General features: G+C 61.7%; 24 protein-coding genes. 17 read left to right on the plus strand and 7 right to left on the minus strand.

All coding sequences use genetic code 11. The annotated features are described in order from the left end of the window. Nucleotides 1–74: 74 nt before the first annotated feature. The 3 genes from IE071_RS00095 to IE071_RS00105 form a co-directional block, all read right to left on the minus strand. On the minus strand, nucleotides 75–782 hold the full coding sequence (locus IE071_RS00095) for an HAD family hydrolase (RefSeq protein WP_189439164.1): 708 nt from the start codon (nucleotides 780–782) through the stop codon (nucleotides 75–77). A gap of 11 nt (nucleotides 783–793) precedes the next feature. Then, a complete protein-coding gene (locus tag IE071_RS00100; protein ID WP_189439165.1) occupies nucleotides 794–2,137 on the minus strand; it encodes a LysM peptidoglycan-binding domain-containing protein in 1,344 nt (447 codons plus the stop codon). A gap of 216 nt (nucleotides 2,138–2,353) precedes the next feature. Beyond that, nucleotides 2,354–3,739, minus strand: a complete 1,386-nt coding sequence (locus IE071_RS00105) for a DegQ family serine endoprotease (protein WP_189439166.1) — start codon at nucleotides 3,737–3,739, stop codon at nucleotides 2,354–2,356. Between the two features lie 398 nt (nucleotides 3,740–4,137). On the opposite strand from IE071_RS00105, the gene IE071_RS00110 reads away from it, so the two are divergent. The 6 genes from IE071_RS00110 (at nucleotide 4,138) to IE071_RS00135 (ending at nucleotide 12,907) form a co-directional block, all read left to right on the plus strand. Continuing rightward, complete coding sequence (locus IE071_RS00110) at nucleotides 4,138–6,300, plus strand: adenosylcobalamin-dependent ribonucleoside-diphosphate reductase (protein ID WP_189439167.1); 2,163 nt, start codon at nucleotides 4,138–4,140, stop codon at nucleotides 6,298–6,300. A 102-nt stretch (nucleotides 6,301–6,402) separates the two neighbouring features. Next, on the plus strand, nucleotides 6,403–7,083 hold the full coding sequence (locus IE071_RS00115; RefSeq protein WP_189439168.1) for a hypothetical protein: 681 nt from the start codon (nucleotides 6,403–6,405) through the stop codon (nucleotides 7,081–7,083). A gap of 98 nt (nucleotides 7,084–7,181) precedes the next feature. Then, on the plus strand, nucleotides 7,182–7,922 hold the full coding sequence (locus tag IE071_RS00120; RefSeq protein WP_189439169.1) for a TSCPD domain-containing protein: 741 nt from the start codon (nucleotides 7,182–7,184) through the stop codon (nucleotides 7,920–7,922). A gap of 327 nt (nucleotides 7,923–8,249) precedes the next feature. Then, nucleotides 8,250–10,880 carry an N-6 DNA methylase gene (locus tag IE071_RS00125; protein ID WP_189439170.1) on the plus strand — a complete coding sequence of 877 codons (2,631 nt, stop codon included), beginning with the start codon at nucleotides 8,250–8,252 and terminating at the stop codon, nucleotides 10,878–10,880. A 586-nt stretch (nucleotides 10,881–11,466) separates the two neighbouring features. Beyond that, entirely contained in the window at nucleotides 11,467–12,186 is a 720-nt protein-coding gene (locus IE071_RS00130) for a hypothetical protein (protein ID WP_189439171.1), read from the plus strand. 139 nt (nucleotides 12,187–12,325) lie between these two features. Further along, nucleotides 12,326–12,907 carry a PH domain-containing protein gene (locus IE071_RS00135; protein ID WP_189439172.1) on the plus strand — a complete coding sequence of 194 codons (582 nt, stop codon included), beginning with the start codon at nucleotides 12,326–12,328 and terminating at the stop codon, nucleotides 12,905–12,907. A gap of 147 nt (nucleotides 12,908–13,054) precedes the next feature. Here the strand turns inward: IE071_RS00135 and IE071_RS00140 are convergent, their stop codons facing one another. Together IE071_RS00140 and IE071_RS00145 are read right to left on the minus strand one after the other, a co-directional pair. Next, nucleotides 13,055–13,840 carry a DoxX family protein gene (locus tag IE071_RS00140; protein WP_189439173.1) on the minus strand — a complete coding sequence of 262 codons (786 nt, stop codon included), beginning with the start codon at nucleotides 13,838–13,840 and terminating at the stop codon, nucleotides 13,055–13,057. A 115-nt stretch (nucleotides 13,841–13,955) separates the two neighbouring features. Beyond that, nucleotides 13,956–14,696, minus strand: a complete 741-nt coding sequence (locus tag IE071_RS00145) for a hypothetical protein (protein ID WP_189439174.1) — start codon at nucleotides 14,694–14,696, stop codon at nucleotides 13,956–13,958. Nucleotides 14,697–14,954: 258 nt separating this feature from the next. Here IE071_RS00145 and IE071_RS00150 point away from each other — a divergent pair, with 258 nt between their 5' ends. The 8 genes from IE071_RS00150 (at nucleotide 14,955) to IE071_RS00185 (ending at nucleotide 20,623) form a co-directional block, all read left to right on the plus strand. Next, a complete protein-coding gene (locus IE071_RS00150; RefSeq protein ID WP_189439175.1) occupies nucleotides 14,955–15,470 on the plus strand; it encodes a DUF3016 domain-containing protein in 516 nt (171 codons plus the stop codon). 92 nt (nucleotides 15,471–15,562) lie between these two features. Beyond that, nucleotides 15,563–16,219, plus strand: a complete 657-nt coding sequence (locus tag IE071_RS00155) for a thiopurine S-methyltransferase (RefSeq protein WP_189439176.1) — start codon at nucleotides 15,563–15,565, stop codon at nucleotides 16,217–16,219. A gap of 159 nt (nucleotides 16,220–16,378) precedes the next feature. Next, a complete protein-coding gene (locus IE071_RS00160) occupies nucleotides 16,379–17,314 on the plus strand; it encodes a M14 family metallopeptidase (protein ID WP_189439177.1) in 936 nt (311 codons plus the stop codon). 67 nt (nucleotides 17,315–17,381) lie between these two features. Then, a complete protein-coding gene (locus tag IE071_RS00165; RefSeq protein ID WP_189439178.1) occupies nucleotides 17,382–17,903 on the plus strand; it encodes a GNAT family N-acetyltransferase in 522 nt (173 codons plus the stop codon). A 201-nt stretch (nucleotides 17,904–18,104) separates the two neighbouring features. Next, nucleotides 18,105–18,527, plus strand: coding sequence for a PH domain-containing protein (locus tag IE071_RS00170; protein WP_189439179.1), 423 nt, complete (start codon nucleotides 18,105–18,107; stop codon nucleotides 18,525–18,527). Between the two features lie 137 nt (nucleotides 18,528–18,664). Further along, a complete protein-coding gene (gene bla, locus IE071_RS00175) occupies nucleotides 18,665–19,600 on the plus strand; it encodes a subclass B3 metallo-beta-lactamase (protein ID WP_189439180.1) in 936 nt (311 codons plus the stop codon). 166 nt (nucleotides 19,601–19,766) lie between these two features. Continuing rightward, entirely contained in the window at nucleotides 19,767–20,228 is a 462-nt protein-coding gene (locus tag IE071_RS00180; RefSeq protein ID WP_229792679.1) for a GNAT family N-acetyltransferase, read from the plus strand. A 200-nt stretch (nucleotides 20,229–20,428) separates the two neighbouring features. Next, entirely contained in the window at nucleotides 20,429–20,623 is a 195-nt protein-coding gene (locus IE071_RS00185) for a hypothetical protein (protein ID WP_189439182.1), read from the plus strand. 107 nt (nucleotides 20,624–20,730) lie between these two features. Here the strand turns inward: IE071_RS00185 and IE071_RS00190 are convergent, their stop codons facing one another. After that, nucleotides 20,731–21,780 (minus strand): hypothetical protein, encoded by a 1,050-nt coding sequence (locus IE071_RS00190; protein WP_189439183.1) that lies wholly within the window; start codon nucleotides 21,778–21,780, stop codon nucleotides 20,731–20,733. A gap of 259 nt (nucleotides 21,781–22,039) precedes the next feature. Here IE071_RS00190 and IE071_RS00195 point away from each other — a divergent pair, with 259 nt between their 5' ends. Both IE071_RS00195 and IE071_RS00200 read left to right on the plus strand, forming a co-directional pair. Continuing rightward, on the plus strand, nucleotides 22,040–22,261 hold the full coding sequence (locus tag IE071_RS00195; RefSeq protein ID WP_189439184.1) for a TonB-dependent receptor: 222 nt from the start codon (nucleotides 22,040–22,042) through the stop codon (nucleotides 22,259–22,261). Between the two features lie 94 nt (nucleotides 22,262–22,355). Then, nucleotides 22,356–22,856, plus strand: a complete 501-nt coding sequence (locus IE071_RS00200) for a nuclear transport factor 2 family protein (protein WP_229792680.1) — start codon at nucleotides 22,356–22,358, stop codon at nucleotides 22,854–22,856. 13 nt (nucleotides 22,857–22,869) lie between these two features. Here IE071_RS00200 and IE071_RS00205 read toward each other — a convergent pair whose 3' ends face one another. Then, nucleotides 22,870–24,273, minus strand: coding sequence for an Hsp70 family protein (locus IE071_RS00205; protein ID WP_189439185.1), 1,404 nt, complete (start codon nucleotides 24,271–24,273; stop codon nucleotides 22,870–22,872). Nucleotides 24,274–24,528: 255 nt separating this feature from the next. On the opposite strand from IE071_RS00205, the gene IE071_RS00210 reads away from it, so the two are divergent. Beyond that, nucleotides 24,529–24,909, plus strand: a complete 381-nt coding sequence (locus IE071_RS00210; RefSeq protein WP_189439186.1) for a hypothetical protein — start codon at nucleotides 24,529–24,531, stop codon at nucleotides 24,907–24,909. Nucleotides 24,910–25,202 lie beyond the last annotated feature (293 nt).

Consider the following 25,202-nt stretch of genomic DNA (forward strand, 5'->3'; position numbering starts at 1 on the left):
GCTGGCGGCGGCATGAAGCGCGCCGTACTGGTGACAATCAGTCGGCAATGATGCGCGTTTTGCCCGTGCCTTGCCTACTTGCTGGAGACCGGATGCTGCGCATCGAGCCAGTCGGCCAGTGCGGTCATGTCGCGCAGATCCAGCTCGGGCGGCGCGCCCAGTTCGGCCGGCCACGGCTGGCCGTCGCGGTTGATCCAGGCGGTGCGCAGGCCGGCGTCGCGCGCACCGACGACATCCATGACCGGATCGTCGCCGACGTGCAGGATCTGCGCGGGCGCCACGCCGAGGCGCTCGGCGGCGGCCAGGAAGATCCGCGGATCGGGCTTGGCCACGCCGCTGTCGCGCGCGCAGATGTGGTGGGCGAAATGCGTGTGCAGGCCGATGCGCTGCAGGTCGGCATTGCCGTTGGTCAGGCTCGCCAGCGGCCAGCGTGCGGTGATCCGCTCAAGCGCCGGCAGGCTGTCCGGATACAGCTCCACGCTGTTGCGCGCGGCGAAGTAGATTTCCCACAACGCCTCGATCGGCGCCGCGGCGATGCCGCAGGCGGCAAACGCGTGCTGCATGGTGAGCTGGCGCTGAGTGGTGAAGTCATGCGCCAGATCGAGCCGCTCGGCGGCGACCTGATCGCGCAACTCGCGCATGGCCGCTATCGGCCACGCGCGAGCGACGTCGGGATGGTGTTGCCATAACCAGGCATCCACTGCCTGGTCGGCACGTTGCAGTGCCGGCAGCACCGGCCACAAGGTGTCATCCAGATCCAGCGTCAGCGCGAGGATGCGCACGTCCCCCGGCGTCAATCGCGGCCAATGCGCAGCGACTGTCCCGGCTTGACGTTGTCGCTCTTGAGGTGGTTCCAACTGCGCAGCTCGGCGACATCCACCGAGTGCGACTTGGCGATCGAGGACAGCGTGTCACCGCTGGCAACCTTGTAGGTCTTGCCCGAGCCGCCGCTGCTCTTGTTTGCCTTGTCTGCTTTGGCGCCCGAGGCAGCGACACCGCCCTGGACGTGCGCCAGGCTGGTCACGTGGACGCTTGCCACGCCGCCCTTCACACCGGTGAGCTGGGTCTTCTCGCTTTGCGCGAGCTTGTCGGCGGCGTTGCGCTTGTCCAGCGCGAGTTTGGCGGCGACGGTATCGGGCGAGGTCGGAGCCACCGCGGCGCGGGCCGCATAGGTCGCGCCCGGTGCCGACACCGGTGTGATGTGGCTGGCATGGGCGCCGACTTCAGCGAGGATCGCGCTGCGGCGCGAGCCGTCCATCGCGGCCAGCGCGCTGCCGTCCTGGAAGGGCAGAACGGCATGCTTGCGCAGCGCGGCCTTGGCCGGTTCGGTCTGCAGGAAGTCGACGAAGCTCTGCGCCGCGGCGGCCTTCGGGCTGCTCGGGTTGGTCACCAGGTACAGCGGGATGAACAACGGATAGCTGCCGTCGGCGATGTTGGCGACGCTGGCGGACTTGCCGTTGATCGGAATCGCCTTGAGCTTGGAGTTGCCGCTGATGTCGGCCAGCGTGGCGACACCGAAGCCGTTCGGGTTGAGCTCGATGCCTTCTTCCAGCTTGCGCGTGTTGACGTACAGTCGCGGCGCGGCGACCGGCTGGTTGCCGCGGCCGAACAGCAGCGTGCGCAGGCTGTATTCCACGCCGTCGCCGGGGCTGGCCACGGCGTACACGTCGATCGGCGCGTCGCGGCCGCCGACCTCGCTCCAGTTGTGGATCTTGCCGTAGTAGATGTCGTGCACCTGTTTCAGCGTGAGTCCGCTGATCGGATTGGACGACTGGGTGATGATCACCAGCCCATCCCAGGCCACCGGGGTGAACGTGAGGTTCGCGTTCTGCGCGCTACCGTCGCCGGGGCGCGCGCTGCCGGCCAGATCCGCGGTGCCGGTAGCCACCGCGTCGATACCCGAGGCCGTGTTGAACGGCTGCAGTTCGATACGGCCGTGTCCGTTCTTTTCCCATGCCTGCGCCACCTCGTTGACGACGCCATTCGCGGTGGCGATGTCGCCGCGCCAGATCAGGGTAGGGCCTTTCGCGGGCGCAGCGGCCTTGGCCTTGGGATGACTCTTGGCGAATGCCGGGGCAGTGACGAAGCAGGCCCCGATCAGGGCGACGGACAGCAGGCGGGTAAGACGGACGGACATGGTAATGGGGAGCCCCGGCGTGATTTGGGTGATGTGGAAGGCGCGAGTATGCCGCCTCGAAGGCGTACATAGGGTGAAGTAGCGAGGATATTCCATCGGCCTGAACGCAGAACATCAAGCACTTTCATGCATTTGCGTGCAGGCAAAGCGTCAGGCTGTGCGCCGCGACACGGCCGGCCAGCGACCCGTGCCACGGTTTCGCTGGCGCGCCAAACCTCAATTGACCACCACGTAGCGACTGCCGTCGGCGTCGGCGACCACCAGCACCAGCTGGCGCGGCTTCACCCCGGCCAGTCCGCGCAGCATGCGCAGGCTGGTGATGCGCTGGTTGCCCACGCCGATCACCACGTCGTCGGTGCTCAGCCCGGCCAGCGCGGCGCGGCTGCCCGGTTGCACCACGCTGATCGCCACGCCGTAGAAACCCTGGCTGCGCTGGCGCTCGCTCAGGTCGCTGAAACGCACGCCGCTGAGGCGGGGATCGAGCTGGCCGCCGTCGATGCTGGCCAGTTTCTCCACGCTCAGCGTGGCGCTGACTTCGCGGCTGTGGCCGTCGCGCAGCACACCCAGTTGCACGGAGCTGCCCAGCGGCAGCAGGCCTTCGGCGTTGCGCAGCTCCTGTTCGCTGCGCAGCGGCTTGCCGTTGAGCGTGGTCAGCACGTCGCCCGCCTGCAGGCCGGCATGTTCGGCGGCGGAGTCGTCGCTGACCGCGGTGACCACCACGCCGTTGCTGTCTTTCAGATTCAGCAACTGCGCGATGCGCGGCGTGATCGCCTGCGTCTGCACGCCCAGGCTGCCGCGCTGCACCTTGCCGTGCGCCACCAGTTGCGCCATCACTTCGGTGGTGATCGCGCTGGGAATCGCAAAGCCGATGCCGACATTGCCGCCGGATGGCGAGAAGATCATCGTGTTGATGCCGACCAGTTCGCCACGCAGGTTGACCAGCGCGCCGCCGGAGTTGCCGGGGTTGATCGAGGCGTCGGTCTGGATGAAGTTCTGGTAACCGGTGCCGCCAAGGCCCGAGCGACCCAGCGCGGAGACGATGCCGGCCGTGACGGTCTCGCTCAGACCGAACGGCTCGCCCACCGCGACCACGTAGTCGCCCACGCGCAGCTTCGCGGAGTCGGCCAGCGGCAGCGCGGTGAGGCTCTGCGCGGGAATCTGCACCACCGCCACATCGGTGTCCGGATCGGTGCCGATCAACTTCGCCTTGAACGTGCGCCCGTCCTGCAAGGTCACCGTGATGTCGTCGGCACCGCCGACCACGTGGTTGTTGGTCAGCACGTAGCCCTTGGCCGCATCCACGATCACGCCCGAGCCCAGGCTCTGTTTGGTGCGCTCCTGCGGCGTGTCGGGCAGGCCGAAGAACTGGCGGAACACCGGGTCGTTGAAATACGGATTGCTCACCGCCACCCGCGTCTTGGTCGAGATGTTCACCACCGCCGGCGTCACGCGCTCAAGCATCGGCGCCAGCGACGGCATCGGTTGGCCATCGACCGCTGTCGGCAGGGTGGCGGCGCGACTGGTGCCGGGCACGCTGGCAACGACGATCACGGCAAGCAGGCCGGTCAGCCAGTGCAAGAAGCGGGAGTGCGGCTGCGACATGGAATCCTCCTGGAGGTGATGAGGCCTGGGGTGATGGCGACTGGGGCGATGGAGCCGGTGGCGATGAAAACGAGCGCTGGTAAGACCGGGCCGGTGCGCGACGGTTCCATTGCACCGAATGCTGCCGTGGGTACTTTACTTCCAGTGGCGTGGGAGTTAACTTGCCTACCCGGTAGCAACCACAACATCTTGTGTTCGATTACCAGTATTTGGACAAGTACTGGTGGCGATCGCCGCACTCTTGAGGGGGAGTCGTTGTTGTCGGAAACAAGCGGCACATGGGCTGGAGGGCAATCCTCGTGGTCTGTCCGTTGTCGCCGGGATAGCGTGAACGACACCGTCGTATCTAATAAAAATCAACGGGGGCCGCGAGGCCGCACCGAGAGGTCAGGAAGCCGATGAGCACACTGCGTGCCCCAGCCACAAATCCAGCTACAGGTCGTGATGCCGTCGTGGAAATTCCACTGCAACCCGCGTCCTACGATATCTGGGACAAGAAGTACCGCCTGAAGGCGAAGTCCGGCGAGCCGGTCGACGCCACCATCGACGGTACCTATCAGCGCGTGGCGCGCGCCCTGTCCGATGTCGAAATCAGCGACGAGCTGCGCGGCCACTGGTACGAGCGTTTCCTGTGGGCGCTGCGCCGCGGTGCGATTCCCGCCGGCCGCATCACCTCCAACGCCGGCGCGCTGGCGCACAAACCGGCCACCTCCACGATCAACTGCACCGTCTCCGGCACCATCCGCGATTCGATGGACGACATCCTGGAGAAGGTGCACGAGGCCGGCCTCACCCTGAAGGCCGGCTGCGGCATCGGCTACGAATTCTCCACCCTGCGTCCGCGCGGCGCGTACGTCTCGGGCGCCGGTGCGTATACCAGCGGCCCGCTGTCGTTCATGGATATCTACGACAAGATGTGCTTCACCGTGTCGTCCGCCGGCGGCCGTCGCGGCGCGCAGATGGGCACGTTCGACATCAGCCATCCGGACGCCAAGGAATTCATCCGCGCCAAGCGCGAGGACGGCCGCCTGCGCCAGTTCAACCTGTCGCTGCTGATCACCGACGGCTTCATGGAAGCGGTCGAGCACGACCAGGACTGGCCGCTGGTGTTCCCGGTGCACGTCAAGGAAAAGGACGAGATCGACGTCGACGATCCGGCCAAGGTGGTCTGGCGCGAATGGCCGACCCACGAGAACTACGTCGACCGCGAAGACGGCCTGGTTGCCTGCAAGATCTACAGCCACATCCGTGCGCGGCATCTGTGGGACATGATCATGGTCTCGACGTACGACTACGCCGAGCCCGGATTCATCCTGATCGACAAGGTCAACGAGATGAACAACAACTGGTGGTGCGAGCACATCCGCGCGACCAACCCGTGCGGCGAACAGCCGCTGCCGCCGTACGGCTCGTGCCTGCTCGGCTCGATCAACCTGACCACCTTCGTGCGCGATCCGTTCGGCCCGAAGGCACGCTTCGACTGGGACGAGTACCGCGAAGTGGTGAAGGTGTTCACCCGCATGCTCGACAACGTGGTCGAGATCAACGGCCTGCCGCTGGAGCAGCAGCGCAACGAGATCATGTCCAAGCGCCGCCACGGCATGGGCTTCCTCGGCCTGGGTTCCACCGTAACCATGCTCAAGCACCGCTACGGCAGCGCCGAAGCGGTCGCGTTCACCGAGGAAGTCTCGCGCGAGATGGCCGTCGCCGGCTGGGAAATGGCGCTGGATCTGGCCAAGGAGAAGGGCGCCGCGCCGATCCTGCTGCGCGACTTCACCGTCACCGGCGACATGCTGCGCAAGCGTCCGGAAATGGTCACCGACGGCTACAAGGTCGGCGACTCCATCCCCGGCCGCGTGCTGCACGCGAAGTACTCGCGCTACATGCAGCGCATCGCCAGCGTGGCGCCGAACCTGGTCGCCGAGCTGGCCGAGACCGGCGCGCGCTTCACCCACCACAGCTCGATCGCGCCCACGGGCACGATCTCGCTGTCGCTGGCCAACAACGCCAGCAACGGCATCGAGCCGAGCTTCGCGCACAGCTACTCGCGCAACGTGATCCGCGAAGGCAAGAAGTCGAAGGAGAAGGTCGAGGTGCTCAGCTTCGAGCTGCTCGCCTACCGCGCGCTGATCAATGCCGATGCCAAGGTGTTCACCGACGAGGCGGACAACAAGCTGCCCGACTACTTCGTCTCCGCCGACGACATCAGCCCGAAAGAGCACGTCGACATCCAGGCTGCCTCGCAGAAGTGGATCGACTCGTCGATCTCCAAGACCGCGAACGTGCCCACCGATTACCCCTACGAAGACTTCAAGGACATCTATTTCTACGCCTACAAACAGGGCCTGAAAGGATGCACCACGTTCCGCTTCAACCCCGCCGCTTTCCAGGGCGTACTGGTCAAGGAAGCCGACCTTGAAAATACCCTCTACCGCTTCGAGCTTGAGGACGGTAGTGTTGTCGAACTGAAAGGCAATGAGCAGGTGGAATACGACGGCGAAATGCACTCCGCCGCCAACCTCTTCGATGCCTTGAAGGAAGGCTACTACGGCAAGTTCTGAGCTTTTGTTTGCGGTTTCGAATAAAGGCTCACAACTGGTTCTGACCGTCGCACGTCACCAGCGTGCGACAACTCAAGCGGTCCATCGGAGGGGAACATCAGCATGTCCATCGACAACGAATTTGAAGTGAACAGCAACGCCGCACCGGTCGTCGACGCACCTGCCGTCGTGCTGCCCGTGCTGCCCGACGTACCGGCCGCGCCCGTGGCTGCTGCTGCACCGGCAGTGAAGAAGCCGGCAGCGAAGAAGGCTCCGGCCAAGAAGGCGGCGCCGAAGAAGGCCGCAGCAAAGAAGGCCGCGCCGAAGAAGGCAGCGGCCAAGAAAGCTGCGCCGAAGAAGGCTGCAGCCAAGAAGGCCGCACCGAAGAAAGCCGCTGCCAAGAAAGCTGCGCCGAAAAAGGCTGCGGCCAAGAAGGCTGCACCGAAGAAAGCTGCCGCCAAGAAAACCGTGAAGAAGGCCGCCGCCAAGAAGGTGGCCAAGAAAGCCGTGAAGAAGGCGGTCAAGAAGGTGGCGAAGAAAGCCGCCGTCGCCAAGAAAGCGGTGAAGAAGGTCGCCAGGAAAGTCGCCAAGGTGGTGAAGAAGAAAGCCGCCAAGGTCGCAAAGAAGGTCAGCAGCAAAAAGTCGGCCAGCAAGAAGGCCGCACCCAAGAAGGCGGCAGCGAAGAAGTCCGCCAGCAAGAAGGCCGTCGCCAAGACGGCCAAGAGGTCCACTGCCAGCAAGAAAGCGAGCGTCAAGTCGGCAAAGAAACCTGCCGCCAAGAAGGCCGCTGCAAAACGGAAGTAAGCAACACCGCATGCGGCCCGGCCCTGCGCCGGGCCGCATGTTTCTCGCACCACGCCGCGTCCACTCCGGCACCAACACCTCAAGAAGAAGCGAACACCATGGCGATCAAGATCGAAAAGAAGATCACGGGCTACAACGTGGTCAAACCCGAAGACAAGGTTGCCGCCAACCCGGTCACCGTCGCCGCGCCGAAAGAAGTGCGCCAGGCCGAAGTGATCCAGATGCACGAAAGCGTGGAGCGCCCGGAAACCCTGGTCGGCTCCACCTTCAAGGTCAAGTCACCGCTGTTCGAGCACGCGCTGTACGTCACCATCAACGACATCGTGCTCAACGCCGGCACCCCGCACGAGCTGCGCCGCCCGTTCGAGATCTTCATCAACTCGAAGAACATGGACCACTTCCAGTGGATCGTGGCGCTCACCCGCATCCTGTCCGCCGTGTTCCGCAAGGGCGGCGACGTCACCTTCATCGTCGAAGAGCTGAAGGCCGTGTTCGACCCGCGCGGCGGCTACTTCAAGGCCGGCGGCGTCTACATGCCGTCGATCGTCGCCGAGATCGGTGCGGTGATCGAGCAGCACATGAAGAACATCGGCCTGATCCACGATCCGGAAATGGATGCCGCCACGCGCCAGCTGATCGCCGACAAGCGCGCTGCCTACGAGGCGGCCGGGGCAAAAAAAAACACTGACGTAAGTGCGGCGGCCAGCGCCAAGGGCGAGATCAACGACTCCGGCTTTCCGCCCGGTGCCACGCTGTGCGTGAAGTGCAATACGCAGGCGCTGGTGCTGATGGATGGGTGTCAGACGTGTTTGAATTGTGGGTATTCAAAGTGCGGGTGAGTAGAGACGATTGATGGGGACCAAAGCACAAGAGCGGCAGCGATGCCGCTCTTGTGCTTTGGTTCGTGATTATCTGGATAGCCATTGGCTCCAATGGCGTTGTGGGCCACGATGAACGGATGTAGACTTCTATCTAAGGACGTAGAAAATTTTCGCGGGCGACCGTTGACCGAGGGTGCTCGGTTCATAGCTTCGCTTGTCGTGAACATGGTAATTCGGAACGCGCTGGCAATGTCCCCGCGGCAGCCTTGATGAGTTTGCGGTGATTTGGATGATCAGCCGTTCCTATCGTGGATAGCGGCTCCTAGCGGGTAACGGAGTATTGAAGTGAGTGAAGAGCTTTTGCAGACGACAGCGCAGGCTGTTGGAAAATATGAGTACTACAAGCTGGGAGCGACAACGCTTGGACAGTTGGCTGTTCATGGAAAAGTAAAAAAAAGCGCCGCTGTGGTAGCGCTTGCAACTAAGAAGCCTGATGGGTTGGTTATATATCAAGGAAAGATCGTTGCAGTTATTGAATACAAGCAACCATCCAAATTAAAAACTGACGCTCATGTTAAAGCGGCGATCAATCAGGAAATTGCTGTCGCGAAAGCCTTGTGCAATATTTTGATCGTCACCGATGGATCAAAGAGCATTTGGGTGAACGCCCACACTGGCGACCAAATTACACATTCTAATGGATCGAATGTAACGTTCGTTTTCCATCCAAAGAATGTCAGCAACACAAATCAACTTGAAGCATTACTAGACCAGATCCGCTCTTCAATATCAAAGAAGAACAGCAAACTTATCGGCGCTTCGGTGATCGATCCTACCCCATTAGCTGCGCGGCTATGGCAAACGATCTGGGTTGCGACGGGCAAGTCCCCTGTAAAATGCCTTTATAATGTAGTCGAACTTTTCATATTTAAGTTTCTCAGTGACCTACAGGTTCTCGACGACGATTATGCTTTTCCAAAGGTGTATGACATATCGCGCGTCGATGTCGATAAAGCTCTTGAGTTTTACGCCGTTAATACCAGAAAGCAAATACTTAAGCTTTTTCCAAAATCAAAAGTTGATAACACGACAATTATCAACGGAACTATATTCGTCACCGAGGATGGCTCCCCAAATATTACACAGTCATTGCTATTCGCGCGCTCGCTAGAGCATCTTAATAAGTACTCTGAGGAATTCGGAAGTCTCACTAAGATCGACAAACAATTCAAGACAAAGCTGTACGAGAGTTTTCTGAAGCAAGAAGTAGAGGCTTTAGGCCAATACTTTACGCCCCGCTCGGTCGTACAGTCTGTCATCCGCATGGCAGGTCTGAACGAACAATCCTATCAGTTTGCGGGAAAGCGGTTTTGTGACCCGTTCTGCGGTGTAGGTGGCTTCCCATTGGAGCTTCTTAATCTCAATGAGGCGATGCAAAATGCTTATCGGCCCAATAAAGATAAGATGATTGATCCTGGGTTCGTTCTACAGGGTTTTGACAAAGGCTTTGAGCGTGATGATGAGCGAACGATCATACTCGCGAAAGCGAATATGCTTATCTATATTGCCGAATTGCTTTTTTCAAATCCGACCTGTACCACGGAGTTTGCAAAGGCTTTTAACGAGACTTTTCGTCTCTTCAAGGATAACGTCGGAACTTTCGGCCATATAATTACGAAGGAAGAAGAGAAGTATGACGTTATTCTCAGTAATCCGCCTTATGTAACGAGCGGCTCGAGCATTATCAAAGAGGAGCTTCAGAGCAAGGCCCTCACAAGGGACGCCTATCCGATCAATTCCCTTGGCCTAGAAGGGCTGTCGATCGAATGGATAGTGAATTCGCTAAAGGCTGGTGGCAAAGCTTTCGTCATTATCCCTGATGGCATTCTTGGTCGTGTCAATGGCGGAAAGCTGAGAAGCTTCATTCTCGAACAGTGCTACCTCGATGCTATTGTTGCCTTGCCACCCAGAACATTCTTCTCGAACGCCGAGCTGACTTACGTTCTGGCGATCACGAAAAAAACCGAGATTGATGGACTATTGCCCACTCAAACCGATCCGGTATTTACCTATCTCGTTACGAGTATCGGCGAGAAGCTAACTAGTGTGAAGCGAGAAGAAATTACAGATAACGATCTTCCTGAAATGGAGAAGCTTTTTAAAGTATTTTTGGCTGCAAAAAAGGCGACCAAGTCGATGCTTGAAAAGGAAAGTGCACGATGCAAGGTTCAGAAATTCGAGCTATTCTCGAATCCTGGTCACTGGGTTGTGGACCGTTGGTGGTCAAAAGCCGAACTAGTCGCTCTTGGGGTCGAGAAGGAGTTGGAGCCGATCGGTCACGATGAGCTAACCGCGGAGCTTGCAAAATTTCGGACGGATGTTGCCAAATTTCAGAAACTGTACGACGCGAGTATTGCGTCTGGAATGATGACGACTGTCAAACTGGGACAAGCAGAACTGTTTGAGTTGACCATCGGCGAACGGGTTGTAAAGAGGAATATGTCAAACGGGATAGGTGAAATTCCGGTATTTAGCTCGAACGTGAATGATCCTTTCGGTTTTGTTGCCCATAAGACCTTTGACAGCTATTCGCGACCGACCATCATTTGGGGCATTGACGGAAATTTCGATTTTGCTTTGAAGGAAGCGAAGTTTGTATTTTCGATCACTGACCACTGCGGCGCGCTTCGCATCAAAACGCCCGATATCTCGCCAACCTATCTTTTGTATGCGCTGCGTCATCGCGCCGTTGTTGAGTCATTCAGTCGATCATTCCGCGCGTCGCTCACCAACATGCGTGCATTTGAGATCGAAGTCCCCGTAGACGCGCTCGGTCGATTCGATCGCATTGAACAGACGCGGCTTGCTAAACAGTATGCGAAGATCGACAAGGGGCTTTTAGATCTACGCGAGAGCAAGAAGAACTTGGATGAGATGTTTCTTCGATTCACTTCACCTATGGCTTTTCTTGCGTGAACAAGCGACGGGTGGCGAGGTTCGTGACTCTTGCGCGTCAAACCAAAACGGAGGTCACCATTCCGCCGTCCGGGTCATAATAAGCAAGCACTTTTGCTCTTCCTCGGCGATGCCGAGGGTAGATGTCCGTCTTGCCGCGGCCCCCCAGCCGCCGTGTTTCATGTGGCGCAAAGATCGCGCCAGTCGCCGTTCTGGTTAGGGCCGCGTCAGCGGCCCTTGCTGCTTGCCAAACACTCGTCGGTCATCGCGGACCCCGCTCAGGTGCGCGTCGTGCGTCGCACAGAGTCTCGGGCTCACGGTCCACTCCTTGAGGGCTCGGTTCGCGTGAGGTCCTGCGCGCACGCGGGTGCCGACAGTTGCGACCTTTCAGAGCAATGGCTCAAAGCCAACCCACTTTCCAGTCGGCGACCGTCGGCGTAATCAACCGAAGGCGCGTGCGAGATCGAACGTCGTGCTTTCGTGCAGCATGTGGTGTGGTAGCAGTCGCGAGCCAGTTTGTGCGCCACCGCCTGCGCGACAGCTTTTGACGACCCTCCAGCACAGGCATAGCATCAGTGCGCTGCTGTTTTCTCCTGGGGGAAAAACCATGCCACGCGCTTCCGTTCGATCCCGCCCGGCACTGACGCGGCGGATGTATCCCTGGGTGCCGTTGGCCGTGGGTCTGGCCGTGTTTGCCGGCTTTGCCCAAACCTACTATCTGAAGATCGCCTTCGCCCAGCCAGCACTGCCGTTGCTGGTGCATTTGCACGGTTTGCTGATGAGTGCCTGGGTGGTGCTGTTCGCCAGCCAGACCTGGCTGGTGGCGAATCACCGGGTCGATCTGCATCGGCGTATGGGTATCGCCGGGGTGGTCATGGTGGTGTTGATACCGATCGTCGGATCGATGACGGCGATCGAGGCCGCACGTCTGGGCCACACGCCGGGTCCGCCGGCGCTGGTGTTTCTCACCGTACCGCTATTCGATGTGGCGGTTTTTACCGCGCTTGTCGTCGCCGCGCTGCTGCTGAGGCGCCGCACTGACTGGCATCGCCGGCTGATGCTGACCGCAACGCTGAACCTGCTGCCGCCAGCGCTGGGCCGATTAGCGCCGCTTTACCTGCACCTGCCCGGTTTGCCATTCGCCTTCGGCCTGACCGACCTGGTGCTTATAGGCGCGGCAACCTACGACACGCTGCGGCATCGCCGGCTGCATCCGGCTTTCGCCTGGGGCATCGGCTTGACCTTGGCATGGCAGGTGGCGGCGGTCATGCTTGGTTCGACTGCGGGCTGGCTGCGCGTGGCGCACTGGCTGACCGGCACCGGTTGAGCCGCCAGCGCACTGCCGGCTCGCGCTCAAAGGGGGCGGAGACATTTTTCGCAATTTCAGATGCCAGTGATCCGCATCAAAAAAGGACCGGGATGAAGTTTTTGCTAGGCTGCGACCTGCATTTCATCGGGGAACAGGGATGACGTTTGAAGTTGATCAGAAGCTCCGGCCGGAGCTGGCGCGGGGTGAACGCCTGTTGTGGAGCGGGATGCCGCAGCAGGGCCTGCGATGGCGTACCGCCGACTGGTTTGCTGTGCCCTTCACCTTGTTCTGGCTTTACATGTTGATGTTCGGGACTTTCCGGCACGGCATCCAGACAGACCAGCCGCCGCTGTACCTGATGCCGGAAGGCATTCCCTTCGTGCTCGTCGGTTTCTACATGCTTGCAGGACGGTTCCTCGTGGACTGGTACCAGCGGACGCGTACGTACTATGGCCTCACCGATCAGCGCGTCATCATTCTCGGCGGTCTGTTCAATCGTCAGATCAAAAGCGTAACGCTGGCAACTCTCAGCGACATCACCCTGAGTGCGCGATCCAACGGTAGCGGCACCATCACGTTCGGGCCCGGCGCGTCGACGTCTTCGTGGTTTGGCCGCAGTTCCTGGGGGAGTGTGAACAACCAGCAGGCGCCGGCCTTCGACATGATTGAGGACGTGCGCAAGGTTTATGCGATGACCCGCGAAGCGCAGCAGGCGAATCGGATACGCGCGGTGGTGTGACCAAAACAACAAAGCGGAGTTGGCCGGGTCAGTGCCTCCTCCTGACGAGAGCCGGCACTGCTATCGAACAGAAGGCGGAAAAGTGCCAGGGATAATTCCTGCCACCTTTTCGGTGGCTGCGATTCGATATTTGCCATAACGCCGGCGTTAGCGATTTCCCACAGCAAGCCAGCGCATGCCGCGGTAGGAATCCGCCACCACCCAGGCGGCCGCCGTCAGCACCCAGGTGGCATAGGTCTCGCCCCAATTGAAGGCGCTGATATGGCCTGCCGCGACCATGGGTACCCATATCAACAGCAGGAACAGGCCCATTTGCAGCGCCGAGAGCGCGGCCGCCAGCCGTGCACACACACCGATGATTATCGCCACGCCCGCAGCGAGGTAGGCGCCGCCGGTGAAATACGCCCAGAACACATGCGCCGGCAGCCAGCCGGGTACCAGCGGTGCGGTCAAATTGAGATAGGCGAAATGCGACAGGCCGAAGGCGATCAGGGCCAGGCCGTAGAGCACCCGCGCCATGCGCACGCCCTGGTCACCGATGGCGAAACCGAGCCAACGCCTGTCCCCGTCGGTGGCGAACCGGGCATAAAGTACCCAGGCGCCGGCCACGACCACCGCCATCTCTCCGCAGTATTGATAGGAGCCTTCCACGCCGGGCGATTGGACGATGACGGGTAGCTTGAACACCAGCAGCCAAAGCAGGAGATAGACGAACAGCACGCGGGCAGCGGGGGCAGTGGCGCGCCGCCAGAACAGGCCTGCGCCACACGCCAGCGAGACAAAGGCGCAGAGATAAGCCAGTGCTCCGGCCGCGGGCACATGATCGAATACCGGCTGCCATATCACGGTGAAGCCGCCTTCGATCAGGCCGATGATTCCGAGGGCGATCATGGTTGCCGCAAAGACCGCATGACCCATGCTTGCGATGCGCATTGCTCGATCCTCCGGTCGAAAACCAACGGGGTGCGGTTGATGAAGCCGAGCTATTGGCTGGTGCCTGTTGACGCGTGGCAGGCCGGCGAAGAGTTCGGCCCGCCGCCCTGACGTTTCAGCCTGACTTGCGCGATGTTGGAGCAGGCGCCACCACTTGTTGCAGCGGTCCCACGGTGACATGCCCGGCCCAGCCATCGAACACGTTCGCGGCGGCTTGATCGAGAGCCTTGGTCATCGCCGGGATCGGCGGGCATTGTGCCGGGTCTCCCGCCTCACCCGCATCTGCCAGCGTCGTGAGGCCTTCCATGCAGTAGTGGCCATTGCCCGAACTCAGGCGTTCGAGTGTGGCCATGCCCTGCGCATAGCGCCGTTCGGCCCGGCTGGCCGCCGTGGCATCGGCATAGGTCGGACGCATGCTCGCCAGCAACCGTTCGGCCGCTTGCCGTTCGGTCGGCGTGGCGCTGGCATACGCCGAGGTGTACGCATTCTGGAACTTCGACTGCGGCCGTTCCGCCGCCAGGCTCAGCCATGCCAGTGCCAGCGCGCGGTTCACCGGCTGGTGATCGCCATGGAATGCCATGATGCCGAGCACGTACTGTGCCGGCTTGCTGGCCCAGCTGGCCGCGGTGGCAAAAAATTTCTGCGCCCGGTCGAAGTGGTGCTCGCCATAGCTCTGCGTGGCCAGGCAATAGTAGTAGTCCGCCGGCAGGAACTTCTCCTCGCCAATCGCACACCCCGTGTTGGCCAGATCGGTGTCGCTCGGTGATTTGCTGGCTGCCTGCGGCGTCGCGGTTCCGCTGGTCGCGGCCGTGGCGGTCCAAGGTATTCCGAAAGCACCTAGCAGCAGCGCAGACAAGCCCCACCTGCGCAAAAATTTGCAGCACATGCCATGCATGCCGCTCTCCCGTGATCGATTGGATGGCCAGGCTGACCCAGCACAAAGGTTAACGTCGATACCTCGCTGTCGGTGGACAAGGGGCGGAGGAAGTGAGTTGAGGCAGCTGTTCCTCGAGCTGCCTTTTGTCCCCGGACGTATACTGAATTCAGTGCCGCTCCATTGTCGCGATTCGTGGTGGTTCGGCCGCCGTCATTGTATCGATCCGGGAAATTCGCCATGAAATCCTCCCCACTTCCCCGCCTGTTGTGTGTGGTCTGCCTCGCCCTCGCTTCCGTTACCGCATGGGCGGCGACACCGCCGGACAACGTCAGCGTGCACTACAAGGATCCCCAGCACTTCACCGAGGCGAAGCGCAGTGCCGGGGTGCACGCGATCGACGCCGACGCGTATCTGAAACCGCTCAAGGACTACATCGCCCAGCGTGCCTCGCGCATCCTGGCGCCAGGCCAGCGGCTGGACATCGAGGTGACCGATGTGGATCGTGCCGGCGAATACGAGCCCTGGCGTGGCCCCAGCTTCAACGACGTGCGCATCATCAAGGACCTGTATCCGCCGCGCATTGACCTGCACTTCACCTTGTACGGTGCCGATGGCAAGGTGCTGCGCGAGGGCGACCGCAAGCTGCGTGACACGGCCTTTCTCAGCGACAGCTCGGCCGTCGATCAGGATTCGTTGCGTTATGAAAAATCCCTGATCAATCGCTGGCTGCGCCAGGGCACCGGGAAGCTCTGAAGATCGGTAGCGGGGCGGAGGTAGTTGCCTGTCGATGACTACTTCCGCGATAAAGATGGCAGGGACATTCCGGCGCCAACAGGAGCAATACCATGGACCCCGACTTCTGGCACCAGCGCTGGCGCGAAGGCCGCATCGGTTTCCACCAGGACACGCCGACGCCGTTGCTGCTCGAGCATTGGCCGGCGCTGGCACTCGCGCCGGGCAGCCAGGTGTTCGTGCCGCTGGCCGGCAAGTCGCTGGATCTCGTCTGGTTGGCGGCGCAAGGCCACCGCGTGCTGGGAGTGGAACTGTCGCCGCTGGCGGTCGCACAGTTCTTTGACGAACACGGCCTGACGCCGCAGGTACACGACTCGCGCTATGGCCGCCACTATCGGGCCGGCGATATCGAACTGATCTGTGGCGACGTGTTCGGCCTCGATGTCGATGCGTTGGTCGACTGCGCGGCGGTGTACGACCGCGCTGCGCTGATCGCGCTGCCGCCACCGTTGCGCCGTCGTTACGTGCGCGAGCTGCATGCGCTACTCCCGGTAGGCTGCCGCGGCCTGCTGATCACGCTGGAGTATCCGCCGCACGAAAAGCAGGGGCCGCCGTTCGCCGTGCCGGAAGCCGAGGTGCGTGAGCTGTATGGTCACGACTGGGACGTGACGACGCTGGAGCGTCGCGACATCCTCGTGCAGCAACCGGGCTTCGTCGCCGAAGGGGTGAGCGCGCTGGAGACGGTGGTGTATCGGTTGTCGAGGAGATAAGCAGGTCAGCGCCCGCCATCCAGGCTGCGGTCGGAATCGAAACAGTGGCCAGAGCGCACGTTCTTCGCGAGTCGATTCAGTGCGCGAATAGCTCACGTCACTTATCCTTGGCGAGTGAGTGTTTCTGCTCCGTTCTTCCCTTGCAAAGCGAGTGACGTGATGACGACCCCAGCCCCCTATCCGATTGGCACGCCTGGACAACCCTGGGGGGCCGAGGAAGTCGCTATCTGGCGGTCGCGGCAGATCGTGCAGCGCAACTACGAAGCGGATGTTGTCAGCGTGATCGAGACGCTGCGCACGCGCTTCGACGTGTCGGAGTACGGCCGTCTGCATTACGCGCCCGACAGCTACCCGCTGTTCGCGATCAAGAGCCGCGACTGGCGCGACGAACTTCCCTGTGTGCTGGTGACGGGCGGCGTGCACGGCTATGAAACCAGTGGCGTGCACGGCGCGCTGCAGTTCGTCGAGCGACATGCGGCGAACTATGCGGGGCGAGCCAACCTGCTCGTGGCGCCGTGCGTCAGCCCGTGGGCCTACGAGCGCATTCACCGCTGGAATGCGGAGGCGCTCGACCCGAACCGCTCGTTCCGCGAGAACAGCCCGGCACAGGAATCGGCGGCGCTGATGCGTCTGGTCGCGCCGTTCCGTGATCGCGTGGTGGTGCATATCGATCTGCATGAAACCACCGACAGCGACGAGAGCGAGTTTCGCCCGGCGCTGGCGGCGCGCGATGGCGTCGATTACGAACCGGGTGAAATCCCCGACGGCTTCTATCTGGTCGACGACAGCGAGCATCCGCAACCCGCCTTCCAGCAGGCGGTGATCACGGCGGTGGCGAAAGTCACCCATATCGCGCCGGCCGATGCCCAGGGCGAGATCATCGGTTCGCTGGTGGTCGCGCCGGGCGTCATCGAGTACGCGCTCACGCAACTCGGCCTCTGCGCCGGCATCACCAGCGCGCCGTACAAGACCACCACCGAGGTCTATCCGGACAGCCCGCGCGCCACGCCCGAGCAATGCAACGACGCGCAGGCGGCGGCAGTGTGTGCGGCGATCGATTTCGCGCTGGCGCACCGCGCGATCAGGCAGGGGTGAAGTTGCACTTTCGGTAAAACGACTGTCTGCACCGGGTTTCCATACCAATGAGCCAGATGCTGATCTCATGAAAGTCAGACTGCTAGATGCTACCGACGCCCGTGCCTACCAACGGCTGCGGCTGCAGGCGCTTCAGGAAAGTCCCACGGCGTTCAGTGCAAGCCATGCCGACGAGGTGGGCCGGTCACTGGATGACGTGGTGGCGCGGATCACCGCGGCTGCCGATGGATCGGTATGCACGTTTGGCATCTTCGAACAGGATCAGCTGGCCGGGTTCGTGGCCGTCATCCATCCGCAGCGGGAGAAACTGCGGCATGCCGTTGAACTGGCCGGCATGTATGTGGCTCCGTCATGCCGTCGTCGCGGATTCGGCCGTGCACTGCTGCAGGCGGCCGTGGCTCACGCCCATGCCATCGCCGGCGTTCGTCAGATCAGGCTTGGCGTCAACGCCTCGAACGCGGAAGCCAGGGCGTTGTATCAGTCGATCGGCTTCACAAGCTACGGCGTGGAGCCGGGCGCATTGCAGGTCGACGGCATGTGCCATGACGAGGCGCACTATGTGCTTCGCTGGGGTCTTGTCGCCGGATAATCCGGAAGGGACCGCTCGACGCGGCCGGTTGTCCGAAGCATCACGCCGCCGCTGCAAAAACACCGTTAGTCTGGGATTTGCTCGATATCCGAACGGGAGTCAGTAATGGAAGAAGCGACGAAACGATGCCCGGCATGTGCGGAGGTAATCCAGGCGGCTGCGCACAAGTGCCGGTTCTGCGGCACGAACCTCGACAGTTACGTGGCGGCACACGAAGCGACGGTGGAGAAGGAACTGTTTTCGGGGCATCCGAAAGTCATCTACACCTTCAGCCAGTATGTGCTGGTGGTCTGCACGCTCGGCATCGCCTTGCTGGTCTACTGGGTGCGCAGTCTGGGCATCAGGTTCACCATCACGACCCAGCGTGTGCAGATCGAACGTGGGGTGTTCTCCAAGGTGAAGGACAATCTCGAACTGTTCCGGGTCGATCACTTCGATGTACTGAAGCCGCTCGGCATGCGCTTGCTGGGACAATGCCAGGTGCATCTGCACTCATCCGACCAGGGCATGTCGTCGGTCTACCTGTACGGTATTCCCGGGCTCGAAGGCATGGCGGACTCGCTCCGCGAGTGCTCGCTGCGCGAACGCGCACGCCGCCGGGTGTTGCCGGTGGAGCAGATGTAACTGCATTCGCGGAACTTGCCGGATCAGAGCGTCTGGTCGTTCTTCAGCGGCTGGTGTCCGCAAAACGTCAGGATTTCGCCTGCCGCAGTTCAGGTGTGACGGCGATGCTGCGCACTTTGCGACGACGGAGTTTCCATATGTCTTTACGCCTGCTGGCCGGCGCCGTGCTGACCCTGTGCCTGATCCTGCCGACCGCTCACGCGGAACAGCCGTCGGCGAAAACTTCGCATGGCATCGATCGCAGCGAATGGAACGCGCCACAGAAACCATTCCGCATCTACGGCAACACGTTGTACGTGGGGCCGTATGGCTTGTCCTCGATCCTGCTGGACACCGGGCACGGACTGGCGCTGTTCGACGGCGATCTGCCGCAGTCGGCGCCGGTGATCGAGGCGAATCTCCGTGCACTGGGGTTCCACGTGCGCGACATCAAATGGATATTCAACTCGCACGCGCATGCCGATCACGCCGGCGGCATCGCGGCGCTGCAGCGCGACAGTGGCGCGCAGGTGCTGGCCAGCGCGGCCGGTGCGCACGCGATGGCGCTGGGTGGCGCCGATCGCGCCGACCCGCAGCACGGTGATGCTCCCGACTATCCATCGGTGCGCCAGGTGCGCGTGCTGCGCGACGGCGAGGTCGTGCAGCTGGGTGACGTGGCGATCACCGCGCATTACACGCCGGGGCATACGCCGGGCAGCACGTCGTGGACGTGGACTTCGTGCGCGGATGGACGCTGCCTGCGCATGGTGTATGCCGACAGCCTCACTGCGATCAGCGCGCCCGGTTTCCGCTTCAGTGACGATCCGCGTCGCGTCGCGGCATTTCGCCAGGCGATCGCCACGGTGGCCGCGTTGCCTTGCGACATCCTGCTGACTCCGCACCCCGACGCCAGCGATTTCTGGCAGAAGGTGGCGCGGCGCAGGTCGGACACGGATGTCGCTCCGTTGATCGATGCCAACGCCTGTCGTGCCTATGCCGCCACCGCGGCGAAGACGCTGGACGCGAAGCTGGCACAGGAGCAGGCAGAGACGCGGAGCCGGGGCGACGGGAAAAGGGAGCGGCAAGGTCATTGAATCCCGCCCTGGCCATCGAGTGATCGTCGAGGCGGACTGATCCGGGTGCAGTTTCTCCGAATCTCGCACAAACTCGCCTTTCACTTGACTCCAAAAAACTAGCGCGATGCTTCGAGACGCCACGCCCGCCGATTTTCCCGCCATCCTCGCGCTCAATGAGACCTTCGTGAGGGTGCTCAGTCCGCTCGACGGCGAGCGTCTGGCGCGGCTGCATGCGCAGGCGGCACTGCACCGCGTGATCGAACAGGACGGCCGGATCGAGGCGTTTCTGCTGGTGTTCCGCGAAGGGGCGGATTACGACAGCCCGAACTACCGCTGGTTTGTGCAGCGCCATGAGCGCTTCCTGTATGTGGATCGCATCGTGGTGGCCGCGGACACGCAGGCGCGTGGCGCCGGCAGCCAGCTCTATCGCGACGTGTATGCACTGGCGTTGCGTGATGGCGTGCCGTTGATCACCTGCGAGTTCGATATCGAGCCGCCGAATCCGGCGTCCGAACGGTTCCACGCCAGGCTGGGGTTTCGTGAAATCGGCCGGCAACAGCTCGATGGCGGCCGCAAGACCGTCTCGCTGCAGGCACTGGATATCACGACGGGCAACACGTCGTTGGGCAAGATCGACGCCGGCTGACGCAAGCACCTCCATCGCACGCGCTGCATCTTTGTCCGGTTGTCCGCTATCGCCTTGTCCGCTGTCCGCGGACAACCGGTCGGCATGCTTCGCATTTCATTCTTCTTCGAAAACTCAATGACTTAGTCCTCCTGCACGGATTGGCACAGCGATTGCTCTACAGACAGCACAGGGCTTATCGCCAATCACGGAGACACGTCATGAAATTCGAATCACAGATCCTGGCCGCGCTGTTCGTTGCCTGCTTCGGCGTTTGCGCATTGGTCATGGGCGCCATGCTGAAAACCACGCCGGCCTCGGTGCAGTTGGCCGGTACGAGCAAGGCCACTGCCGTCGCTCTGGTTTCGCCGGCAAGCTGCGCGTTGCCCACCAGCTGCGCACGTGCCGGCGAGTGATGTTGCCCGTGACGACTGCTCTGGCGTGTGCGCGAGCCACACCGGTACGAGCAAAGGAACCAGAGGCAGGCTTCTGACAATCTCCGGTTCCTTTGCCTGCCACACGATCAATCGGAATCGTGATCAGCACGCACGATGGCAATGCCGTTCGTGGCAGCGCTGTTGATGGTCGCCAGTCCCTTCAAGCTGAAGTCGCCATCCTCGTCCACGTCGAAAATGGATACATGCGAGACGCCGCCGCTGGCGTCGATCACCGCGGCCAGGTCGTTGCGGTAGGTGATGTCGGTCGGGTTGCCATTGAAGGTCGTGACCACGGCCGCGTCCTGAATGATTTTTTCGCCGTAGACCGCATAGCGCGACACCGACTTGCTTGGCGAATTGGCGGAGAACAGGAAGGGTCCGTCCAGCGTCACCCAGCACGGTGCGGATTGGGTGCCCGAGCCGGTGACGGCCAGCACCGTGTTGTTTCGCACCAGGCTGATCTCGTTCGCGTGGGCAATCGTCACGTAGGCGTCATTGCCGCGCGTGGCCAGACCGAACGGCGCATTGACGTTGGCGGGGATGTTGGCCACCAGCTTGGTCGAGCCGGTAACCGCACCTTGTCCATCCAGGTTGACCGTTTCGATCGCATTGCTTTTTTCGCTGATGACCAGCTGGCCCCGCAGCACTCCCACTTGCGCGGCAGAGCCATCGCCGATGACCAGCCTCGCTTCACCGTCCGCGGTCGATGCCACGCCGTAGCGATCGATCCGGTGCGATTCGATATAGGACGCGGTCAGGATGTACAGGTGATCGTGGCCGAATGCGACGCTTACGGGGTTGGTGATGGCCGGAACCAGTTTCTCGTAGCGCAAGCCCGCATGCTCAAGGTCCTTGTCGAATACGGACACGTTGCCCGAACCGAAGTTGACCACGGCGAGTCGATCGTGATTCTGGGCGATGCCACCGGCATTGCCACTGACGCCTCCCGCACCACCGGTGGGCAGCTGTTCGAGCAGAACGCCGGTCGTGCTGTAGACCATCAGTTGGTTGTGCGTCGTATTCGACGCCGTGACGATCAGTGACTGCTGGTTGTTCGACGATGGAGCGCCTTGCGCCGCTACCGCGCCGGCGATGACCAGCGAAAGCAAACCCACACCACATGCTGCTTTTTTCATGTGCGTATCCTCGAGTGTGACGATTCGAAATGGCGACCCGGTTTGGAGTCGTCCTGCCGTACGACCGGGATTGCGCCGGTCATCCATTCATTCGTTGGGATACAGAGAAAGTTACGAGTGCTCTCCCGCTGCATGGCTCATGACGATGGGGGACTTGGTTGTCGAATGAAGTCGGAATCGGCGCACTATTTCGCGAGCAGGCGTTATTGCCCTGGCAAAGGCCTATGCTGGCAACGCAATCACGCCAAAGGCTTCAGTCATGAGCAATGTTTCCGGCAAGACCCGCAACGGGTTCACCTACGAAGGGGACTACCACCCCGCGAGCGCCGGCCGCGTCAACTGGACGGCGACCTTCCGCCATAACGGTGATTACGCCGGCATGCGGCATGGCTGTGTCCACGGGATGCTCGACGTGCCCACGGCGGCCGTGGATGACGCCGTGAAAGGCGACATCGAGTCGACCTGGACGGATCCCGCTTGACGGAATAGCCGGGCCAATGTGCAGACCTTCGCTCATCATGGCTCGGTTGAGTTTCTGCATCGCCCGAAATCCATAAGCTGACCTCGGAGACCACATGTACAAGCTTGCCGCGTCGATCGTGATGGTTTCCGCACTCGTGGTACTGGGCTCTTCTGTAGCAGCTTCCGGATTGCCGTCTACGAACACACCGCCTGCGGATCCGCTGTTCAATAAAATCTCAGCGCTCGATACCGCTGTGTTCGACGCATTCAACCATTGCAGTGAACCGGGCCAGCTCGAACGGCACGCCAGCTATTTCGCGCCGGATGTCGAGTTCTATCACGACCAGGGTGGCGTGACGTGGACGCGCGACGCGATGATCGCGAACACCAGAAAGAACGTCTGCGATCACTTCCGCCGCGAGTTGATCCCCGGCACGCTGAAGGTTTATCCGATCAAGGATTTCGGCGCCATCGAGCAGGGCGTGCATCGCTTCTGCCAGTTCAAGACGGGCGACTGCGAAGGCATGGCCGACTTTATCGTCATATGGCGCCATCAGGGCGATCAGTGGCAGATCACGCGGGTTCTCAGTTATGGCCATCGGCCCAACAAATAGCGCGATCGAAAGTTCAGTGACGTCCGGCGACGGCTTCACTCGCTGCGACCGCCAACCCCGACACCACGCCAAGCGACGGATCGCCTTGTACCAGCGGGATCTCCGGGAAGCAGGCCTGCACGCGCGCCTTGACCTGCGGTGAGCGCGAGGTGCCGCCGGTAAGGAAGACACTGGCGGGGAGTTCGTCGAGGTCGTTGCGCACGGTCGCCAGGGTGCGTTCCAGCTGGCCGAGAAAGGGTTCGATGGCGGCGAGGAAATCTTCGCTGCCAAGCTCAACGGCCAGATCGCGTTCGATGAAGTCCAGCTCGGCGCGATGGCGTGACGAGGTGCTCAAGGTGATCTTGCTGCGCTCGGCCATCTGATTGAGACGTGTAGTGGCGCCGAGTTCCTGCAGGGCGCGCAGTCGCGCGCCGTACGGCTCGTCGACGAGACGGTAGTTCTGCTGACGGAACTCGCGCTGTTTGGGCAGGTTGTGCACGCTGGCCGCATCCACGTAGCGGTGCGCCGGCATGCTGATCTGATCCTTGCCCAGCTGTGGCATGAAACTGTGCAGGCTGACGCTCACGTCGAGGTCGGTGCCGCCTTTGGGCAGGCCCCAGCTGCGCGCGATGTACGCAGCTTCACCGCCGCCGAGCTGGGCGTGCGCCACGTCGGTGGTGCCGCCGCCGATGTCGACGATCAGCGCGTACTGCCGTTGCTGCAGACTCTGGTGGTAGTGCATCGCGGCGGCGGCCGGTTCTTCCAGAAACGACACGTGGTCGAAGCCGGCCACGGCGGCGGCTTCACGCAGGATCTCGATCGCCTGTTCCGATCCCTGCGCGCCCATCGAGCTGCGGAATTCCACCGGCCGGCCGATCACCGCGCCGCGGACCGGCACGCCGAACTGGTGGCTGGCGCTGAGGCGGATGTGTTCGAGGATATGTGTGGCGATGTGCATGATCACCTTGCGCACTTGCGGATCGAGTCGGTAGCCGAACATCGACTTGGGCGACTCGATCAGATTGCCGCCGCCGCTTTCCAGATAGCCTTCCACCGCCTCTTCGCCGAACAGCGCGTGCTGGAAGCTGGCGACCGAGGCGCTCGTGGCGCGGGTCTGTTCTTCCATCCACTGCCGGCGCACCACGCGCAGCGCCTCGCGACGCAACTCATCGTCGCTGCGCGACACCGGTGCCTGCCCGCGTGCGGCTACCGCTGCGGCCTGCTGACGCTGCTGGGTTCGCGCCAGACGCAGCTGGGTCTCCAGTTGCGCTTCCAGCGCCGGCGTCAGGGTGAAGTCATTGGGGTCCGGCACCAGCTCGGGAAAAAACACCGCGGTGCGGAACTGCTCGGCGTCGCCGAAACGCACCAGGCTCAGTTCACCGTCGATGATGGCCGCGGCGGCTGAATAGCTGGTGCCGAAATCGATACCGATGTGCATGGGTCATGTCGTCGCGGTAGGCCAACCTGGCATTATGACGGCTGCGCCGGTAATGGCCTAGACATCGAGGGGAAGGAGCCGACGCTACGATGGTTTTCTGCACGCTGGCGTCGTGAAGAAACGGAGGTCATGGATACATCGCAAGCCGATGGCGTAGCAGGTGACACTTGCCGCTGCCCGCAGGCAATAATCGGCAGCCCGCTTCTGGCAGCTTTTTGCGCAGCGGGTGGATCGCCAATCAAACAGGGGAAGGGAATGAATACCTACAATCCGTACGAGGCGCCCAAGGCCGATGTCACCACGCCGGTGGCGGACGAACCCGGCATCGAAAAGGTGGCCGGCGCACAGAAGCTGATCATTTACTCGATCCTTGCCTACTTTGTCGCTGTGGCCATCAAGGCCGCGCTTGGTCCAATCGGTTTTCTGGTTTTGCTGGTCGCGCTTTGCATGGGCGTGATCGGTACTTGGCGTCTTTGCACGGGCCTGGGCTATTCGATGGTGGTACGGGTCATCTTGATGGTGCTGATGTTCGTGCCGCTGGTAAGCCTGATTGTGCTGCTGGTATTGAACGCCAAAGCGACCGGCAAGCTGCGGGCGGCTGGATACACGGTGGGATTGCTGGGGGCGTCGCGCTGAAGCGTCGTTGCGGAGTCGGCGTCAGCGTCATTCGGCCGGCGCTGATGTGCTGCTGACGCAGTTCGCGCGCAGCGGCGGATGCAGGGCAGCCGTTTTGATGGGGCGCGTCATTGATAAATGGACGGCCCACGGCAAAGTTGTCGGGCATGGCCGACTTGGCGTTTGCACACACTGCATGTGGAGAAGGGAGATCCGCGGCAGACTCGGCAGGATCGAGTTGTCGATACTCAATCTCTCGATGTTCGCGCTTCCAGCCATCTGTGTCGTGAGTGCGTTGGTCGTGTTGTATCTCT

Origin of the sequence: Rhodanobacter panaciterrae (assembly GCF_014651895.1) — a bacterium.
GTDB classification, from domain to species: Bacteria; Pseudomonadota; Gammaproteobacteria; order Xanthomonadales; family Rhodanobacteraceae; genus Rhodanobacter; species Rhodanobacter panaciterrae.

Bases quoted from the DNA above. Each gene is read 5' to 3' on its own strand.
- IE071_RS00185 (WP_189439182.1), top strand. From the start codon at position 20,429: ATGAAATTCGAATCACAGATCCTGGCCGCGCTGTTCGTTGCCTGCTTC.
- IE071_RS00115 (WP_189439168.1), top strand. From the start codon at position 6,403: ATGTCCATCGACAACGAATTTGAAGTGAACAGCAACGCCGCACCGGTC.
- IE071_RS00135 (WP_189439172.1), top strand. From the start codon at position 12,326: ATGACGTTTGAAGTTGATCAGAAGCTCCGGCCGGAGCTGGCGCGGGGT.
- IE071_RS00200 (WP_229792680.1), top strand. From the start codon at position 22,356: ATGTACAAGCTTGCCGCGTCGATCGTGATGGTTTCCGCACTCGTGGTA.
- bla (WP_189439180.1), top strand. From the start codon at position 18,665: ATGTCTTTACGCCTGCTGGCCGGCGCCGTGCTGACCCTGTGCCTGATC.
- IE071_RS00190 (WP_189439183.1), bottom strand. From the start codon at position 21,780: ATGAAAAAAGCAGCATGTGGTGTGGGTTTGCTTTCGCTGGTCATCGCC.
- IE071_RS00155 (WP_189439176.1), top strand. From the start codon at position 15,563: ATGGACCCCGACTTCTGGCACCAGCGCTGGCGCGAAGGCCGCATCGGT.
- IE071_RS00195 (WP_189439184.1), top strand. From the start codon at position 22,040: ATGAGCAATGTTTCCGGCAAGACCCGCAACGGGTTCACCTACGAAGGG.
- IE071_RS00100 (WP_189439165.1), bottom strand. From the start codon at position 2,137: ATGTCCGTCCGTCTTACCCGCCTGCTGTCCGTCGCCCTGATCGGGGCC.
- IE071_RS00110 (WP_189439167.1), top strand. From the start codon at position 4,138: ATGAGCACACTGCGTGCCCCAGCCACAAATCCAGCTACAGGTCGTGAT.
- IE071_RS00205 (WP_189439185.1), bottom strand. From the start codon at position 24,273: ATGCACATCGGTATCGATTTCGGCACCAGCTATTCAGCCGCCGCGGCC.
- IE071_RS00210 (WP_189439186.1), top strand. From the start codon at position 24,529: ATGAATACCTACAATCCGTACGAGGCGCCCAAGGCCGATGTCACCACG.
- IE071_RS00160 (WP_189439177.1), top strand. From the start codon at position 16,379: ATGACGACCCCAGCCCCCTATCCGATTGGCACGCCTGGACAACCCTGG.
- IE071_RS00140 (WP_189439173.1), bottom strand. From the start codon at position 13,840: ATGCGCATCGCAAGCATGGGTCATGCGGTCTTTGCGGCAACCATGATC.
- IE071_RS00105 (WP_189439166.1), bottom strand. From the start codon at position 3,739: ATGTCGCAGCCGCACTCCCGCTTCTTGCACTGGCTGACCGGCCTGCTT.
- IE071_RS00120 (WP_189439169.1), top strand. From the start codon at position 7,182: ATGGCGATCAAGATCGAAAAGAAGATCACGGGCTACAACGTGGTCAAA.
- IE071_RS00130 (WP_189439171.1), top strand. From the start codon at position 11,467: ATGCCACGCGCTTCCGTTCGATCCCGCCCGGCACTGACGCGGCGGATG.
- IE071_RS00165 (WP_189439178.1), top strand. From the start codon at position 17,382: ATGAAAGTCAGACTGCTAGATGCTACCGACGCCCGTGCCTACCAACGG.
- IE071_RS00150 (WP_189439175.1), top strand. From the start codon at position 14,955: ATGAAATCCTCCCCACTTCCCCGCCTGTTGTGTGTGGTCTGCCTCGCC.